The 17,392-nt window shown below is 66.3% G+C and carries 13 protein-coding genes and 1 tRNA gene; 1 reads left to right on the top strand and 13 read right to left on the bottom strand.

Annotated features, from left to right (window positions below; translation table 11 throughout):
- Window positions 1–4: 4 nt before the first annotated feature.
- The 10 genes from SB754_RS00330 to SB754_RS00285 form a co-directional block, all read right to left on the bottom strand.
- Window positions 5–946, bottom strand: coding sequence for a glycoside hydrolase family 130 protein (locus tag SB754_RS00330; protein ID WP_410780359.1), 942 nt, complete (start codon window positions 944–946; stop codon window positions 5–7).
- A 60-nt stretch (window positions 947–1,006) separates the two neighbouring features.
- Entirely contained in the window at window positions 1,007–2,320 is a 1,314-nt protein-coding gene (locus SB754_RS00325) for an ABC transporter substrate-binding protein (RefSeq protein WP_410780358.1), read from the bottom strand.
- 96 nt (window positions 2,321–2,416) lie between these two features.
- Window positions 2,417–3,292, bottom strand: a complete 876-nt coding sequence (locus tag SB754_RS00320) for a carbohydrate ABC transporter permease (protein ID WP_410780357.1) — start codon at window positions 3,290–3,292, stop codon at window positions 2,417–2,419.
- Entirely contained in the window at window positions 3,289–4,257 is a 969-nt protein-coding gene (locus SB754_RS00315; protein WP_410780356.1) for a carbohydrate ABC transporter permease, read from the bottom strand. The genes SB754_RS00320 and SB754_RS00315 overlap by 4 nt, the downstream gene beginning before the upstream one ends.
- A gap of 67 nt (window positions 4,258–4,324) precedes the next feature.
- On the bottom strand, window positions 4,325–7,504 hold the full coding sequence (locus tag SB754_RS00310) for a GH92 family glycosyl hydrolase (protein WP_410780355.1): 3,180 nt from the start codon (window positions 7,502–7,504) through the stop codon (window positions 4,325–4,327).
- Window positions 7,501–10,518: an alpha-mannosidase gene (locus SB754_RS00305; RefSeq protein ID WP_410780354.1), complete on the bottom strand. Its 3,018-nt coding sequence runs from the start codon at window positions 10,516–10,518 to the stop codon at window positions 7,501–7,503. Before SB754_RS00305 ends, SB754_RS00310 begins: the two co-directional genes overlap by 4 nt.
- 102 nt (window positions 10,519–10,620) lie before the next feature.
- The gene (locus SB754_RS00300) at window positions 10,621–11,646 is read right to left on the bottom strand and encodes a LacI family DNA-binding transcriptional regulator (RefSeq protein ID WP_410780353.1); all 1,026 of its coding nucleotides are present in this window, start codon (window positions 11,644–11,646) and stop codon (window positions 10,621–10,623) included.
- A gap of 168 nt (window positions 11,647–11,814) precedes the next feature.
- The gene (locus tag SB754_RS00295) at window positions 11,815–12,990 is read right to left on the bottom strand and encodes a DUF4185 domain-containing protein (protein ID WP_410780352.1); all 1,176 of its coding nucleotides are present in this window, start codon (window positions 12,988–12,990) and stop codon (window positions 11,815–11,817) included.
- A gap of 344 nt (window positions 12,991–13,334) precedes the next feature.
- A tRNA-Met gene (locus SB754_RS00290) sits at window positions 13,335–13,464 on the bottom strand.
- Window positions 13,465–13,804: 340 nt separating this feature from the next.
- Window positions 13,805–14,098: a putative quinol monooxygenase gene (locus SB754_RS00285; protein WP_410780351.1), complete on the bottom strand. Its 294-nt coding sequence runs from the start codon at window positions 14,096–14,098 to the stop codon at window positions 13,805–13,807.
- Window positions 14,099–14,323: 225 nt separating this feature from the next.
- Between SB754_RS00285 and SB754_RS00280 the strand changes: the two genes are divergently transcribed.
- Window positions 14,324–14,746, top strand: coding sequence for an ACT domain-containing protein (locus SB754_RS00280; protein ID WP_410780350.1), 423 nt, complete (start codon window positions 14,324–14,326; stop codon window positions 14,744–14,746).
- A gap of 171 nt (window positions 14,747–14,917) precedes the next feature.
- On the opposite strand, the gene SB754_RS00275 is transcribed toward SB754_RS00280, so the two are convergent.
- The 3 genes from SB754_RS00275 to SB754_RS00265 are packed head-to-tail and all read right to left on the bottom strand — an operon-like array spanning window position 14,918 to window position 17,380.
- Window positions 14,918–15,220, bottom strand: a complete 303-nt coding sequence (locus SB754_RS00275; protein ID WP_410780349.1) for a hypothetical protein — start codon at window positions 15,218–15,220, stop codon at window positions 14,918–14,920.
- A gap of 19 nt (window positions 15,221–15,239) precedes the next feature.
- A complete protein-coding gene (locus SB754_RS00270; RefSeq protein ID WP_410780348.1) occupies window positions 15,240–16,226 on the bottom strand; it encodes an alpha/beta hydrolase in 987 nt (328 codons plus the stop codon).
- Between the two features lie 17 nt (window positions 16,227–16,243).
- Window positions 16,244–17,380 (bottom strand): serine hydrolase domain-containing protein, encoded by a 1,137-nt coding sequence (locus SB754_RS00265; protein ID WP_410780347.1) that lies wholly within the window; start codon window positions 17,378–17,380, stop codon window positions 16,244–16,246.
- Between the last annotated feature and the right edge of the window lie 12 nt (window positions 17,381–17,392).

Here is a 17,392-nt window from a genome sequence, read left to right as displayed (position 1 = left end):
GTGGTCATCGTTCCTCTTCGGGCCGGAAAATCGCGACGCCGACGGTCGTGTCGCTCTGCCCGTAATAGGCGAACCAGGTATTGCCGAACCAGACCAGACCCTCGACGAATGTGACGTTGTCGACGAGCCCGTGCCTGTCCGCATCCGTCGTGGGTTCGAGCCAGGGTTCGAGCATGGCGGCCACCGGCACGGTCGGCCGGGAGGGATCGAACAGGATCTGGCCGCAGGAGTAGTACACGCCGCCTCCCGGCATGTGCACGGCACTGTTGTGCACGAGGAGGATGTGACCGGTGCGGGTGAGCAGCGGTTGGGGTCCGGTCTCCACCAGATCGCCCATGAACGTCCCGGGTCGCGGGATGAGGACAGGCTCCTGATCGACCAGTCGCCACCGCAGCAGATCCTCCGACTCGGCAAGGTAGACGTTGCCTTCGCCCACGTACATCAGGTAGCGGCCATCGACCGGGGTCTCGAGAATGACGCCGCCCTTGCTCCACTCATCGGTGGGCGTCTCGCGAAGACCGGCGAACGTGTTCAGCCCCGGCAGGATCGGCCCATGCTTCGTCCAGTGGCGCAGATCCGTCGAGGTGGCTAGGCACAGCCGCGCGGTCTTCCTGTCCCAGCCCGTATAGGTGAGGTAGAAGGTATCGTCGATCTTCACGACACGGGGATCCTCGCACCCGTGGATCTCGTATGGGTGCTCGGGCACCAGGACCGGCTCGGCGTCCCGCTCGAAGGTGTACCCGTCCTCGCTCGCGGCGAAGCCGATCGACGACACGATGTCCTCCGCATGCGCCCGGTAGAGCAGCACCACCCGACCCTCGTGGACGATGGCGGCCGGGTTGTAGACATTAGCCGACTCCCAGGGCTCAGGGCCGGGACGCAGCACCGGGTTCAGCGGTGACGGCGTGAACGGCCCGAGGGGGTAGTCGATGGCGGGGTGGTTCATGGTTCCTCCCGATTCGTGAAGGCGCGACCGGGCTGACACCCGGCCGCGCCTCCGAGGTGCTCAGTGTTGCGTGTCGATCAGCGACTGGATCCCCTTGACGGTGCTGGAGATACCGGAGGCGACATCCGCCGTGCCACCGAGCGCCGGGTTCCAGCTGGCGGTCACTACATCGCCGGCCTTGGTCGCCCACGGGTCGAGCAGCTGGGTGACGAACTTGTTCTTCGCAGCGAGCTCGAACTTCGCAGTTGCGCCGATGGTCGCGAGCGCTCCGCCCTGCGATTCCAGGTTCTTGAAGTATCCGGCCGATCCGGGCGTGTATGCGATCGGCGCCACCGGAACCTTCGACATCACGTCATTGAAGCCGGTCGCCTCCATGTACGCGATTGCCTGGTACGTCGCATCGGGATTCTTGAGCGACGCCGGCGAGCAGACACCGTTCGCCTCGATCGGCTGCACGTTCTCCTTCGTGCCGGCCGGCCACGGCGCGAAGCCCCAGTCGAAACCCGCTCCGTTCGGCTTGATGAGCTGGGCGAGCCACTGGCCGCCGAACATCATTCCGGTGCCCCCGTTGGAGAACACGGCGATCGAATTCGTCGCGTCGAACGTCGGACCGGTGAGAGAACCCGCCTTCACCGCGTCGGCGTACTTCTCAGCGCCGGACCTGAGCTGCGGGCTCGCCGTGACCTTCTTCGCGCCGAGGTCCTTGTCGAGGAGCGGCTTTCCGCCGTTCGCGACCGAATAGGCGGACAGGCCAAGGGGGCTCTCGAGCAGGGGCCACTGGGTCACCAGCCCCGGTCCTTGCGTTCCGGCGGCACCGGTAACCGCTTTCGCGTCGGCGAGCATGTCATCGTAGGTCCAGTCCTGTGTCGGCAGAGGAACGCCGGCTGCCTTGAAGATGGCGGCGTTGTAGAAGACGCCGTACGTGTTCGCGAGAGTCGGAATGCCGTAGATTTTTCCGTCCGTCGACGTGAACAGATCGAGCGCTCCCGGAGCGAAACTCTTCTCGTCGAGGCCCTTGCTCTTGTCCTTCAGGTAGCTGGTCCAGTCGAAAAGCAGACCTTCGGCCGCCAGGTTCTGCTCCTGAGTGGTGGAGCACCAGAAGAAGTCGGGCGCCTTTTTAGCCAGCAGGAGAGAGGCAAGCTTCTGCGCGTAGTCGGTGTTCGGCGCATCCTGTCGCGCCATCGTGATGTCGTCACTCTTCGTGAACTTTTTGAAGGTGGCGTCGAGGGCGGCGTTGGTGTCCGTCGACTCCCACGTCATGTAGCTGACGGTCGCCCCCTTCGACGAATCGGACTGGCCCGAGGAACTGCAGCCGGCGAGGGTGAGTCCCGCTGCGGCGACCGTGGCGATGAGCGCCAGAGTCCGTCGTTTCATGTTCTCTCTCTTCGTTGAGCGGCGCGCTGCGCCGTGGATATGCGGTGGTGGGTGGTGCGGTGGTGGCGGTGGGTGGTGGGTGGTGCGGTGGTGGTCCTATTTGCCGGTCGTTCCGAGTGCGCCGAGCCCTTCCATGAAGTACCGCTGGGCCAGGAAGAAGAGCGCGAGCGGGGGCAGCATGTAGAGCAGGTTCGTCGCCATGTAGTAGTTGTAGGCCGAATCGCCGGCGTGGTCGCCGATGAAGGAGGCCATGCCGATGGCGAGGGTGAAGTTGTCGCTGGACTGCAGGTAGATCAATGGGTTCAGGTAGTCGTTCCAGGAGAACTGGAAGGCGAGGATCGCGATGGTGATCCAGGCCGGTCTCGTCAGCGGGATCATGATCCGCGTGAAGATCGTCCAGTGGCTGGCTCCGTCCAACATCGCCGATTCGTCGATATAGCGGGGTATCGACAGGAAATACTGCCGGGCGAGATAGACGAAGATCGGGCTCGCCAGGAAGGCAGGGAGGATGAGCGGCACGAAGGTGTCGATCAGTCCGAGGTTGATGTAGAGCTGCTGCAGCGGGATCAGACCGATCACGGGTGGCACGAAGACGCTGAAGGCGATGATTCCAAACCAGAGCTTCCGGCCGGGGAAGGAGATGCGCGACAGCCCGTAGGCCACGACCATCGAGCTCACGACAGCGCCGATCGTCGACAAGAGTGTGACGATCGCGGTGTTCAGCAGGAGCCGGAAGAAGTTGATCTTCGCGGGGCCGACCACGTAGTTCTGCCAGTCGAACTCCTTCGGGAAGAAGGACGGTGGCAGCTGCTGGATGTCGCCGTTGCTCTTTAGCGAGATGGAGACCATCCACACCAGGGGCAGCAGCATGCTGATCGCGAGCAGCACGCACAGTGCGTACCAGGCGATGCGCGACAACCTGAGGGGGACCCGCGATGACAGCGGGCGGCTGCGGGTGACGACGGCGCTCATGCGGCATCCCCTTCGTAGGTGTAACGGCTGCTGACGCGGAGCAGCACGGCGGTGACGACCATGACGATGACGAAGAGAACCCAGACCTCAGCCGTCGCGTACCCGAGTTGCGGCGCGGAGATGAAGTCGGCGAAGCCGTCGTTGTAGATCTTGTACATCAGCAGGTTCGTCGCCGTTCCCGGACCGCCCTTGGTGAGGACGGCGACCTGCGTGAAGGTCTGGAAGGCGCCATTGAGCTGCAGGACGAGCTGGAGGACGAGGATGGGCCCCATCATCGGCAGGGTGATCTTGATGAAGCGGCGCACCGCCCCGGCTCCGTCCAGCATGGCCGCCTCGTACAACTCCTGGGGAACCGTCTGCAGCCCCGCGAGGAAGATGATCATCGTTCCGCCGACGCCCCAGATGTTGACGATGACGACCGCGGGCATCGCGACGTGGGCGTCGCCGAGCCACATCGAGGTGGGGAGGTGCAGGAATCGCAGGACTTCGTTGGCTAGACCGTAGGTCGGCTCGTAGATGTACTTCCAGAGGGTGAGTACTGCGACGGCGGGGAGCACCACGGGGAGGTAGAAGATCGTCCGGAAGACCCGGACACCACGGAGGCCGCGGTTGACGAGCACGGCGAGGAACAGTCCTGCGATCATCGACGCGGGCACGGTCAGGAGCACGTAGTAGGCGGTCGCACCGAGGGAGGGCCAGAACACCGGGTCTTTGGTGAACATGTAGGCGTAGTTGTCGAGGCCGTTCCAGATGGCTGGCGTCAGGCCGTTCCACTTCGTGAACGAGTGGTACAAGGAGGTTATCGCCGGGTACAGCACGAGCAGCAGGAAGCCGATGATGCCGGGCGCGATGAAGAGGTAGCCGGTCAGCGTGGTGCGCCAACGTCGGCGGGGCCGGGCGACCGGGTCCGGCTGAGGCTCGGCCTGAAGCGCGTCAGCCGCGAGCGGTGTGGTGAGAGTACTCATATCGCCATTCCTGTCAACGTTGACATTTCGAGGACAAGCATGAAGTTACCCGAGCGGACAATCAATGTCAACGTTGACATTCCGCCTCGAGCAACTCCACCTGCGTCAGCGGCAGCAGTCGTCCACCGCAGTTCTCAACGGTGAACCGGCGGATCGCACCAGCCGCGGGCACCGCGAACGCTCGTGTGCGATGCGCTTCGTCCCAATGGGCTGCCACGACGTGGGAGAGGTGGCCGCCGTCCGCGGTCTCGAAGGCGACGCGCCAGCGATAGTCCCCGGGCGACGCCACGGTCAGCGTGTATACCGATGCGGGATGCGCCTCAGTGGGCTCGACGCTGCAGCTGCTGCCGGGTGCCAGAGACACGACGCATTCGCCGCGGTCGTCGGTGAGAGCCTCACAGTCGGGGACGCCGCGAGTGAGCGATCCCCGGGTCAGGTCTCGTCGTGCACGGGGTCTTGTCGGCTCGTCCGCGGTCGGCGCTCCCCATCCGCTGGGCGCATCGCCGAGCGAGAAGACGATGTGCCGCGCCTCCGCGAGCATTGCGGCAGGCACCCTGGGCGAATCCCACGCCTGCCCGTCGATGGTGACCCCGCGGACCCACCGATGGCGCTGCGGATCTCCTCGTGCTTCGACGACGAGGTCGCCCACAGGCCGGCGAAGACGCATGCGCGGGAGCATCGGCGTCGTGAGGACGAACTCGGCACCGGGCATCAGCGGATACATTCCGAGGGAGGAGAGCACCAACCACGCAGACATCTCGCCGTTGTCCTCGTCTCCGGGATACCCTCCGCCGATGTCCGAACCGGTGAACCGGGAGCGGACTGCCGCACTCACGATCTCCTGCGTGCGCCACGGCCGGTCGGTCGCCGCGTACAGGTACGGGATGTGGTGGGCCGGCTGATTCGACAGGCCGAACATGCCCATGCGCATGTTGCGTGCCTCGATCATCTCGTGGATCACCGTGGGATAGCTGCCGCGCCACCGCTGCTGCGCAGTCTCTGGTGTTGAGAAGAACGCGTCAAGGGCACGAGCGAGCCCACCGCGGCCTCCGTGCAGGGCTGCCAGGCCGTCCGGATCGTGCGGTACCGAAAAGGCCATCCCCCACGCGTTGGTCTCGGTGTAGTCGCCACCCCAACGTCGCGGGTCGAATCCGTCGCGCATCCTTCCCTGATCGTCCCGCCCCCGGAAGAATCCCGTCCCGGGGTCGAAGACGTTGACGTAGTCCCGCGCACGCAGGCCGAAGTACACGGCGTCGGCCGCGAACTCGTCCGCCCGTGGCCCGTGCCGGTCACGATGGTGCAGGGTGCGCGCCATTTGTGCGATGGCTGCGTCACAACTCGCGCCCTCCAGCGTCCACGAGACAGACTCCGCAACGGAGTCGTCGACCCATCCGCGGAAACGGGAGCGGCCCAGACCGCGGCGGCCGACCGCAGAGCGACGGGACGGCACCGTGGCGTTGCGCACCGCAAGATCATAGGCGGCTTCGGCGCCGCTCCAATCCGGGAGGGCCTGCAGGATGTTGGCGGCCACGATATCGGAGTTGGTGCCGACCATCGCGTCCAGGCAGCCTGGAGCGCTCCAACGCGGCATCCATCCGCCGTCGATGCCGTGCGCCACCATCCCGTCGAACAGGCGCGCCGCCTCCTCCGGATCCCGGAGGGCGAACCACGGCCAGACCGTCCGGTAGGTGTCCCAGAAGCCGTTGTTGACGACGGCGGGACCGTCGAGCACGCGCCGTGAACTGCGCCACGTGGCGTCGGGCGACGATCTCGGGCTCACGCTGTCGACATGGACGACGCGACCATCGGGACGGGGCTCACCGACATCGTTGGGGTAGACGTGCATCCGCGCAAGTGAAGAGATCAGGCTCAGTCGCTGCTCGTCGGACGCGCCATCGAATGCGAGAGCCGCGACATACGGTTCCCAAGCCTGCCGCCCATGATCGGCGAGCTCCGCTGAACTCACCGACCAGGGCATCTCGCGCTCCACGTGAGCCCGCGCCTCGGCGACTCCGACGTACGAGACGCCAACGCGCACGCGCACGGCGACCACCGGCGCGGCGAACTCCAGCGTTCTGCGTGTGCGCGGACGCGGCCCATCGCTGTCCGCGTCCATCCCTCGAACCTCCGCGTCACAGGTGATCCAGACGAAGCGCGCCGGCGCGCCCACGGAGGCCGCGGACGTCCCATCCACCCGTGCAACCACGACGGTACGGCCGTCACGGTCGCGCTCCTCGGCGATGACGCCGTCGTCGGTGAGCTGGTCGATCACGAGCGCTGAGATCCCAGCGGGATCGGCGAATGCGAATTCCACCGCATGTCCGGCCGCGCGAGCCGCGGCGCTCGACCCGTCGTCGAACCTGACGGTGTATTCGTGCGGCCGCGCCGACTCGGCATCGTGCCGGAAGGTCCGTCGCCGTGCACGGCGGCCAGAGGCGCCGCTCCGGGCGCGAGGGAAGACCTGCAGGGCGCCGCGCTCCCCGACCCACGGACTGGGGATGCTCGAAACGGAAAGCGCCTCGAGTCCGGTCCGCCCGTGCTCGTCGGCGTGCGCGGACCACGAGTAGATCCAGTCGTCCCGGGATGCGTCCGTCACCGGGACTGCGAAAACCGAACCGTGCGGAAGAGCGGCAAGAGGAGCAGTGTTCCCGCGCGAGAGCTCCATCGTCGAGCGTGTGCCCCGCCGGGTGTCGGCCCAGTCGATGGGATCGGGTCCGCGCCGGGACACCGGGCCCATCCCGTCGAACTCGACCCAGCCGGTGACTCGACGCGTCGTAGGCGACCGCGACGACTCCGGTGCGGCCCAGAGCAACTCGATGGCTGTGGCCCGCGCGCCCACCCACGGCGACAACCCGAAACGCTTGAGGGTCCACTGGAATGGTGGGAGCGTCCCCGAATCGCCCTGTGCCAGCGGCGAGGCGGCGAAACCGTACTGGTCCAGCAGGTCGTCTCCCGTCGTCGTACCGTCGGCCAGGCGCAAGCGGATGCCGACGTATGACCCGCCGACATCGAGCTGTTCTCCCACCGGGTGTCCCCATTCGGGGAAGACGGCAACGCGCACCTCGTCGTCGGTACGGATCAGGTGGTCGATGATGGCGAGTGTAGCGACGCCGGCATCTGAGGCCCGCGGGTCCACCGAATACGCCAGGCACGGCCCTCGGTCGAAGGCGACACCCGCGCGGTCGGCCGGAGCCACCGAGGGGCCGACGCCCCTGAGGAGGCGCAGTCCGCCGCGCGCGCGCGTCATGGCTTCCGGGTGGCTCGCATCGTGACGATCTCGAACGGCGCGAGGTCCAGTTCGACCGCGTGGTCTTCGAGAATGAGCGCGGGCTCGTCGTCGAGCGGTGACTCGTGCAGATCGACGCGACCGACCCCGACCACTGACTCGTCGAGGCGGACGACGGCGCGGGAGCACTCCCCCGCCGCCTCGTAAAGCCGCACGATGAGATCGCCGCTGCGATCGTCGGCGAGCTTGATCGCCGAGATTCGCGCAGAGCCGGAGGCGACGGCAAGAGGCGCCACAGGAGCGCCGGTACCCGCGACCTGTCGCGGTGGGAGGTTGACGCGTAATCCCTCGTCAGTCGCGTCCAGCGGCGTCACGCCGAACACGACGCGGTAACGCAACGCGTGCTCGCCGCGGTCGGCAGCAGGATCGGGGAAGCTGGGCGACCGGAGGATGGACAGCCGGGCGACGACTCCCGGCCGCGCCCGGTCGCCGAACACCTCTCGCCGGAAGTCGTGCCCGTACGTGGAGTCGTTGACGATCGCCACACCGTAGCCCGGTTCGCCGACATGCACCCAACGGTGCGCACTGACCTCGAACTTCTGCGCCTCCCACGTGGTGTTGGTCGTGATCGGCCGGTCGATGTAACCGAACTGGATCTCGGACCGCGCGCTCTCGGCTTTGACCTGCAGGGGGAACTCAGCCTTGAGGATCGTCTCCCGCTCCTGCCAGTCCACGGAGAGGCCGAAATCGACAGCACGCTCCCCCTGGACGATCGTCGCCCGGCGGCGGATGCGCGACGCACCGACCTCATATTCGGTGTCGACGACGACCGCGCGGTCTTCCGTGCCGATCTTCACGGAGGAGGGGGCCCCAAGGGAACGTCGCGACGAACGGTAGGACTCGTCCAGGTCCCAGGCGTCGAATGCGTTCGGGAGGTCGGTGTGCATGACGAGGCGTCCCAGCTCCTCCCCTGCTGGAACGATGTCGCGACCGGCAGCGATGTCCCGCACGCTCACGATCCGGCCGTCCCTGTCGATGTTCAGCCGGAGCGGCCCATTATCGACCAGTATGCCGTGCTCCGTCTCGGTCACCGTCGGCGCCACGGCGCCGCCGGCCGGGCCATCGCCGTCGACAGCCGAGGCCGCGCCGATCACGGCGTCGAAGACGATGGCCCGGTCACCCTCGCCGGCGAGCGATCGCATCGCCCGCTCGACGATTCCCTGCCCGTCGGCGAGGATCGCGTCGTACTGTTCGCGCGCCTCGCGGTGCACCCACGCGATCGAGCTTCCAGGCAGGATGTCATGGAACTGGTTCAGCAGCACGCGCTGCCACAGGTCGTCCAGTTCGTCGTAGGGATAGGTCGCGCCGGTGCGGACGCATGCCAGCGCACTCCACAGCTCGGCCTCGCGAAGCAGGTGTTCGCTGCGCCGGTTGCCCCGTTTCATCGCCGCCTGGGACGTATAGGTCCCGCGGTGTCCCTCCAGATACAGTTCTCCGACCCACACCGGCAGGTCCTTCTGGGGCTCGACCTGTGTGCGGAAGAAGTCGGCAGGCGCCTCCACCTTCACGGTCGGAGAGCCTTCGAGGTCGGCCTGGCGGCGCGCCCTCTCCATCATGAGGGCGGTCGGCCCGCCACCTCCGTCGCCGTGCCCGAACGGCACGATAGACGCGCTGGAGTCGTGGTGGTCGCGGTGATTCCGCGACGCATGGGCCAGTTCGGCCGGTGTGAGCTCGGAGAGATAGGAGTCCACCGGCGGCATGTGGGCGAGCAGACGCGACCCGTCGATCCCCTCCCAGACGAACGTGTGGTGCGGGAATCGGTTCACCGGCTGCCACGCAAGCTTCTGGGTGACGAAATAGCGCATCCCCGCCAGACGCGCGATCTGAGGCAGCGCAGCAGTGTATCCGAACGAGTCGGGGAGCCAGAGCACGTCGGACTCCGTGCCGAACGCATCGCGGAAGAAGCGCGTGCCCTGGGTGAACTGGCGAACCAGTCCCTCTCCTCCTGGCAGGTTGGTGTCGGATTCGACCCACATGCCGCCGATCGGCTGGAAGCGCCCTTCGGCCACGCGATCGCGCACCCGCTCGAACAGTGCGGGATGGTGTTCACGCAGCCAGGCGTATTGCTGTGCCGAGGAGGCGACGAAGAGCAGCTCCGGATACTCGTCCATCAGCGCCAGGACGTTGGAGAAGGTCCGTGAGACCTTGCGCACCGTTTCGCGTGTCGGCCACAGCCACGCTGAATCGATGTGCGCGTGCCCGATCGCCGACACGCGGTGCACACTCGGCGCGGCGGGCCCGGACAGTGCAGGGGCCAACTGCGCGCGCGCCTCTCCGACCGTGCCGCGCACGTCGTCGAGACGGACGGCGTCGCACGCTCGGGAGAGCGCGGCGGTCAGGCGCGCACGCCGGGGATCCGTGGTGGCCAACTGCTCGATGAGCCCTGCGGCGACGTCGATGTCGACGACGAGTGCCTCGACCTCCGGGTCACGCGTGGTCAACGTCGCGCGTTTCAGCACGTACAGGGGCCGATCAGGGGCGGTCAGCCTGTCGCCCAGGTCGGTGGGCAGGAAGGCATTCGCGATGATGTCCGGGTTCGCGGCGGCTTCGACGTAGATGTCCACCGCCTCACCTCCCTCGGCATCGTGCACGACGGTGACGTACTGATTTCGCGGTTCGATGCCCTTGAGGTAGCGGCCGTCCGCGGCGAAGGCGAGGCCCTCCGCCTGGAACCCGGGGCCGGCCCCTGGGTCGAATCCGAGGTCGATGGCGACCTCCACCCGGTGGCCGCGCCATTCCGGGGGAACGACTCCGCGCAGTCGGAACCAGGTCGTCGACCAGGCCGGTCCCCAGGGCATCCCGACCTCGAAGGGAGCGAACTCGGCTGCGACGGCTGCGGCGAATGGCTCCGGTTCGCCCGGCAGCGTGCGGCTGGTGATCTGCACCTCCGCGGTGCCCAGCTCGATGGCCGGCGTCAGCCGCTCAGCGGAAAGTCGCCGAGCCCGGGCAAGGGTCAGCGCGGTGGTGTCGTGCACGAGGTTCTCCTGATCTGCGGACGAACCGCAAATGTCAACGTTGGCATTAATGTCAACGTTGACATAGAACGGTGCTAGAACGCAAGCCGACTTCCGGCCGTTTCAGCGAGCGGGGCCGTAAATGGGGTCGGAGTGCACCTGAAGCCGCGCCCGGATGGTTCGGCGCCTCGGCTCGTCGCTCGGATTCGCCAGGCGTTCGAAGAGCAGCTCGGCACCCGCCTGACCCACAGCGAAGGGGTCGCTGTCGATCACCGTCACGCCGAACTGCTCCGCCAGCTCGAAGGAGTCGAAGCCGACCATGGCGATGGGGCGGCGGGCGAATGCCTTCGATTGGAGAACGCCGATCGTGAGTCGGTTGTTGTCCGAGAAAAGAGCCGTCGGCGGATCGTCCAATCCGAGCAGCTCCGTGGTCGCCGCTGCGCTCTCCGCCTCCGTACGCAATCCCCGCCGCACTATCGACGCGTCGATCGGGATGCCCGCCGCCGCTAGGGCCTCCGCATAACCGTCCCACCGCTTCGGCACGCCGTGGCCTGCAGCAGGATGACCAAGGTAACCGATCCGCCGATGGCCGAGCGAGAGCAGATGCTCGACGCCTTCCCGCGAGCTCGCCGTATTCGTCGTCACGACCGAGTCCGCCCCGGTGCCGAGCGGATCGGAGTCCACGAAGACGAGCGCCGACCCGAATCGCGTCTGCGCAGCAAGGTAAGAGAAATCCGTTCCGGTAGGCGCGACGATGAGCCCCGACACACGGTTGGCGAGAAAGGACTCGATCGAACGCCGTTCGATCGCGGGGTCGCGTTGGGCGTCCGCGCTGAGCACGAGGAAGTCATGCGCTGCAGCGACCTCATGGATGCCACGCAGCAGCGGAGGGAAGAAAGGATTCGACAGGTCGCCCAGCATGACTCCGATCGTCCGCATCGCCTGGCCGGAGCGGCGCAGGCCTGCGGCGATGTCGTTCCGCTGGAAGCCGATCTTCTCAGCTTCGAGCAGGATCCGCTGGCGGGTCGACTCGCGCACGACGCCACCCATCAGGGCGCGAGACACGGTTTTGACGCTCACCCCCGCCGCGTCGGCCACATCCTGCATTCGCGGCCGGATCGCGGGCGTGCTCGCTCCGTGTTCGCTCACTGCTCCCCCTTCCTCCAGTTCGGTGCACTGCTGGATCAAAGAATAGGAGGTCTTCGACCTACGCGTGTGCCCGGACCGCCGAACGTCCCTGCCCACCGCCGCGGATGCGGGGCGGGCAGGGAGCGCTGGTGGCCTGCACATGACGATGCCTTCACCGTCATCGGCGATTCAGCCCTTCGTGAAGTCGACCCTGACGAGGATCTGCTGACCGGTCGAGGACGTGTAGTACGTGTAGTAACGGGTCAGCCCATGATCAGTGGTGTATTCCGGGTGCGCGAATGCGGCGTATTCGACGCCCGACGTCGTCGGTGCCGTGTACAGGACGTCCGGAGCACTCCATGGCCCCCAGGGAGTCGCGGACGTCTGGTAGTAGACCTGATGGCTCAGGAAGGGCATGTAGCTATTCATGTAGAGCTTCGTCGCAGGGTCGAAGTGGACCGTCTCCCCGGCTGCGCCGCCGTTCATGACCGCTACCGAGGATGCCGCATCGGCGGACCACACCGGCCGGCCGTTCGCCGTTCCTGCATAGAAGCTCCAGGCAGCCCGATCCTGAACCCGGTCGATCGGCGCCCGAGCAACACCGCACGCGTTCGTGTTCGTGCAATTGCCATAGGCGTACAGCTCGTTTCCTACGAGCACGGTTCCACCGTTGCCGAAGTTCTGCGACGGGGAGAACAGGAGGGTGGGATCTTCGCCCTCGGGGCTGGTCAGGGAGGAATCCTGGTGCTCGACGTTCAGTCGAGTGATCTGGTGGGTTCGCATGTCCACTGAGACGATGCCGCTGCCGAGAGCCTGTCCGACGAATCCGGATGCACACGGTCCGGTGTCGAGCCCGCCCCGGCACAGCTTGCCGTAGAACACGAGGATGCGCTGGTGAGCCGGGTCGGCCACCACAGAACCGGGCCAGAATGCGAACTGCGTCCCGCAGTTGACATCCGTCGATCCGGAGCAGTCGCTAGAGGCGTGCGCGTTCTGGAACTGCGTCTCCGCTGCGGAGTACGGGACGAACTCGGTGGGCGAGCTCGTGTCAGTGAGATCGAATGGGTTCGCCGACTGCACGCTGATCCCGTCGCTGGCGTCGAGGTCGGTGGTGACAGCAGCCGTACTGGAGAGGAAGCCGGTCGGGTCTTGGAGCATGGTGTCGTCGAAGAACCAGTACGACTTGCCGTGGTATTCGACGCTCTGGCCGTTGTCACGGGCAGCGACGTGGGCGTTCTGGTCGACGGGGCCGAGAATATGGACATCCTTGACCGTGAGGCCGCCATTCGCTTGAGCCGGCTGACCTACCGGTGCGGATGAAGGCGCGACCGCCACCGCCGGTGAGGCCACCGAAAGCGCCAGCACGGCGCCTAACGTTCCTACCGCGCTGATCCACCTACGATGTGCCATCGTGACCGCCGCTCCTCAGTGAGTGCCCGGGCGCCGTGCTCGGTTCCCGCACAGTATGTCAACGATGACAATTCGTGTCAACGTTGACATCGGGTCATGGCCATCCTGAGTTTCGACCAGCAGGCGGCACGCGGCGGGGAACGTTCACCGGCCAACCCCTGGATCACGGTTCGCACGGACTCGAACTGCGACCTTCGCAGTCGCGATTTCACGTGGGGACATAATGCGGGCAAATCGTCCCGGAAACGAAGAAACGGCGGTCCGATAAGGACCGCCGTTCCCACTGTTGATAAGCCTTGTAGCGAGGGCGGGACTCGAACCCGCGACACCACGATTATGAGCCGTGTGCTCGTATGGCAGGGTTCGCGTGCTCTGTGCGAAGGTCGAAAGTCCCGGAAATCCAAGGAATCGCGGGCCAATCGAGCCGCCTCCAATCACACGCACGCCGCACAAGTGTGTCCAAATTGTGTCCACGTACTCGCTCAGCAGGTCTGGCCGGTGCTGACTCGCACATCGACGAAGACGGTGGGATTTGAACCCCTGCCGCGGCCTCTTAAGCGGTTTCGAGGTGCCCTCAAATTAGCGAGATGACGCGCTTGTTCACGCATATGGGGCGGCCTTCAAGGACCTCAGTGTGGGGTTTTTGTGGGGGCTGGTCGCCCGACGTCGATGTCCAAGTACAGGCTGAAAATGCGGCACTCCCCCCTCACGAGTTGTTCGCGTGGAGTGCGGCGTCAAGTGGGAGCCAGCCGGCAGAAGGTATCGAGAGTCACAGTGAAACGACGTCGGTGAACCGTGTCAGTGCTGGCGGTCCGGCCAGGTAGTTGCCTAGTCCCGAAGCGCCGGGCCCGGCCCGCCAGGCCCGGTAGGCCTCGTCATGCTCAAGCGATTGCCAGTGCTCGACCGCAAGCACGTGTGCGGGGTCTGTCACATCCGTGACGACCTGCACACCAAGGCAACCGTCGAAAGCGCGCGTGTCCGCGAGGATATCGAGCAGCGCGCGCGGTCCGTCCTCGAGGTGGTCGGTCGCAAAGCGCAGGTCGAGGAGGGAGGTGACAGTCATGCGGGCGACGCTAGCACTAGGACGCCTGCCGACTCACGCCGCTGTAGTGGCAGCCCACGGAGATGTTGGGGCCTGCCAAGTGGAAGACCCGACTGTCGACAAACGCCATCAGTCATGTACGAGGAATAGATTCACAGCGTTGGCCTCCCCGGCGCGCTCTCTCCCCCGAGAAGTCGGGTGCAACACTGCCACAGCTGATGAAGGCCTGACTTGTAATGTCTTCACGTGACTGAATACCCGACGCCCACCCCTAAGCTGACGATCTCAATCGTTGCACAGCGGGTAAGGCGGCTCCCCGGCACCTACAAGGTGGTCGACTCGACTCGATTGGCTGACGTTGACAACGCCCGCATGGTCACGGTCGTCGTGGACGATGAGCAGACCTTTGTGGAGGACGCGGGCAGTGGCGGGGACTGGATAGCTCTGTACACGGGCGACACGGCGCACGACCTCGATACGGCTGGCATGACCGTGTCCCTGATCGCTCCCTTGTCGGTCGCAGGTATCCCCATTTTTGTCGCCTCCACCATGTCAGCAGACCTGGTATTCGTCCCCGCGCGTTCCTTTGAGGCCGCCGTGTCGAGCTTGGTCGCGGCAGGGCACACCGTCGTCGACGAGCGCTCCGATGGGCCCGGCAACGAAAGTTGAGCTCGATCCCGCCTGACGGCGCTAGCGTTCTTGCGCCAGGGTCTGGAATACCGCTCCTCGCTCAGGCTCGTGTACCGGGTATCGAACGGGATGCAGACAGACAATGCGGCGCCCCTAGGACGGCATCAACCGGTGCACGCGATGGCGGAGCTCGACCGGATGCCCTGACCGCTACGACCCATGCGGTTTGGTAGAGGGGGTGCAGCTCGTCAGCGTGGTCCGGTCGATATTCGCCATTCGCTTCTGGGCGCCTTCGACACGATCCTCTTTCCTGGGTAGTCCGAGGATTGCCTGATGCGCGAACCAGTGGCCACCTGCGCCCGCTGGCACAGTCAACCAACGGAGCCGGTCAGGAAAGCGCTCGGTGATCTCATCGAATTTCTCGCCGATGGTCTGCCCGAGAAGAGGCGTCATGCTGGTGCCGGACCCGTAGGAGGCGCCCGCGCCGCCGGCACCGGGAGTGGCTGCGGTCACGCGGAAACCGACGACGCGGTCACGACTCCGCAGCTTGGTCGGCAGAACGGGCATCGTCGAGGTGTCCGCTGTGGACTGCGCGCAGGGTGGCGATTGCCTCGTCCCGCCATGCGCGGGCGGCGGGCATGATCTTCGTGAACGCGCTGGAGGGATGGATGTGGCCGTGCTGCAGGGAGGACGTGGCGGAAACGCCGGCGTCCCGGAGCTTCTCGGCGTAGGCCTCGGCGTCGTCGCGGAGCAGGTCGAACTCGGAGGGCATGATGTGGGCCGGCGGCAGGCCGGCGTGAGTTTTCGCGAGTAGGGGTGAGGCGTACGGGTCACGCGGATCGCCGTCCTCGCCCAGGTAAAAGGTCACGAGCCGTTCGACGTCTGCGCGATGGAGGGCATAGTTGGAGCCGAGTTCCGCGTCGGAGTGTGAGGGCAGGCTCATGGTGAGGTCGACTGCCGGCACTTCGAGAAGTTGAAAGAGGATAGTGGGACCGTTTTCATCGCGGTTCTTGAGGCACAGCGCGGCAGCGAGGTTCGCGCCGGCCGATCCGCCGCCCACGGTGATCCGCGACGCGTCGACACCGATCTCGTCGGCGTGCTCGATGACCCAGAGCAGTGCGGCCTGGCAGTCGTTCAGCGGGATGGGGTGCTGGTACTCGGGTGCCTTCCGGTAGTCGACCGTGATGGCGACGCAGTGGGCGCCGACGGCTCGTTCCCGGCCGATGATGTCTGTGTATACGCTCAGCCCGGTACCGGCGACCCAGCCGCCGCCGTGGAAGTACAGGTGCGCGGGAAGCGTCTCGTCCAGAGAGGGGCGGTAGATCGCGAGAGCGATCGTGCCCCCCTCGACGGGAATGTGCACGATGCGCTTCTCAGCAACTTCGGGACCGGGTTCCGCGACCAGCTCGACCAGGGCAGCCCCGTCCGCCTCGCTCAGGGCGCGCCACGCGGGGAAGTCGATCTCGGCGGGCAGCGGGGGGGTAGGGACGAAGGCGGTGAGGATCGGATCAAGTGCCATGAGAATTCCTTCTGACGTTAGAGGCAGTGGCGTAGTGCGCGGCAGAGTTCTTCCGCCCGGGTGTCGGATTCGCCGCCGGGGCGGAGGGTCTGGTATCCGAGGGCGACCTCGCCTTCCAGGCGGGCGAAGCCGAGTTGCCCTCCAGCTCCGTCGTGGCCGAAGCTTCCCTCGCCGGCCATCTGCCGGGTTGCGGAGTTCAGCATGAAGCCGGTCCCCCACCGGTGGCCGGCATCGACACCGACGAACGGGGCGCCGGCGGAGACTGGGAGGCGCGCATCCCGGATGGTGTCCGGTCGCAGAAGCCGGATCCCGTCGACGTCGCTGACGGTCGCCGCATACGCCCGGGCGAGGTCGTGCGCGGACGAGACCAGATTCCCCGCGGCGATCTCATACGAGAGGAACTCTGGTCCGTTCGCGCTGGCGAAGATGTCCAGGCCGTCGAACGCGCCGTTCATCCCCATCACCCGCTCGATCAGGTCAAGGTCTGGGATGGCAACGGCCGCCGGGGGGGTGCTGGGCAGCGGCTCACCCAGAGGGGCGAAATCCGCATCAGTCGCGCCGATTCCGAAGGTCATCGACAGCCCGAGCGGGCCGGCGACCCTGTCACGGAGCCATTCGCTGGGTCGCTTGCCCGTGGTTCGCCTCAGCACTTCTCCCGCGAGCCAGCCAATGGTCAGAGCGTGGTAGGCGAAGGCCGTGCCTGGCTGCCAGAGCGGCTCCTGCCGGGCGAGGGCGTCGGTGACCGGGAACCAGGCGCGCAGTTCTTCGACGGTCATGGTCTCGTCGGGGGCTATTAGGCCGGCTCGGTGCGCCAGCAGCTGCCGCACGGTGAGCCGCTCTTTGCCCTGCTCGCCGAATTCGGGCCAGTACTGCGCGACGGGTGCGTCGAGCTCGAGCAGGCCTTCCTCGGCGGCCATCAGCAGGCAGACCGCGGTGATCCCTTTGCTGACGGAAAACATCACGCTCCGCGTGTTGCGGGTGAAGGGGCCGCTACCGGTGCTGCCGCCCCAGAGGTCGACGACAAGTTCGCCGTCCACGTAGACCGTGCATGCCGCTCCGGTGTCACCTCGCTCGGCGAAGTTCTCGGCGAAGGCGTCCGCGACCTTCCCGAATCCTTTGGCCACGTACCCGTCGGTGCTGATTAACGTCATCATCGTTGTTCCTGG

The organism is Leifsonia sp. SIMBA_070 (genome assembly GCF_046534635.1).
Classification (GTDB): domain Bacteria; phylum Actinomycetota; class Actinomycetes; order Actinomycetales; family Microbacteriaceae; genus Leifsonia.
Note: the sequence above shows the minus strand (reverse complement) of the source record. Positions and strands in the feature narration are given on the sequence as shown.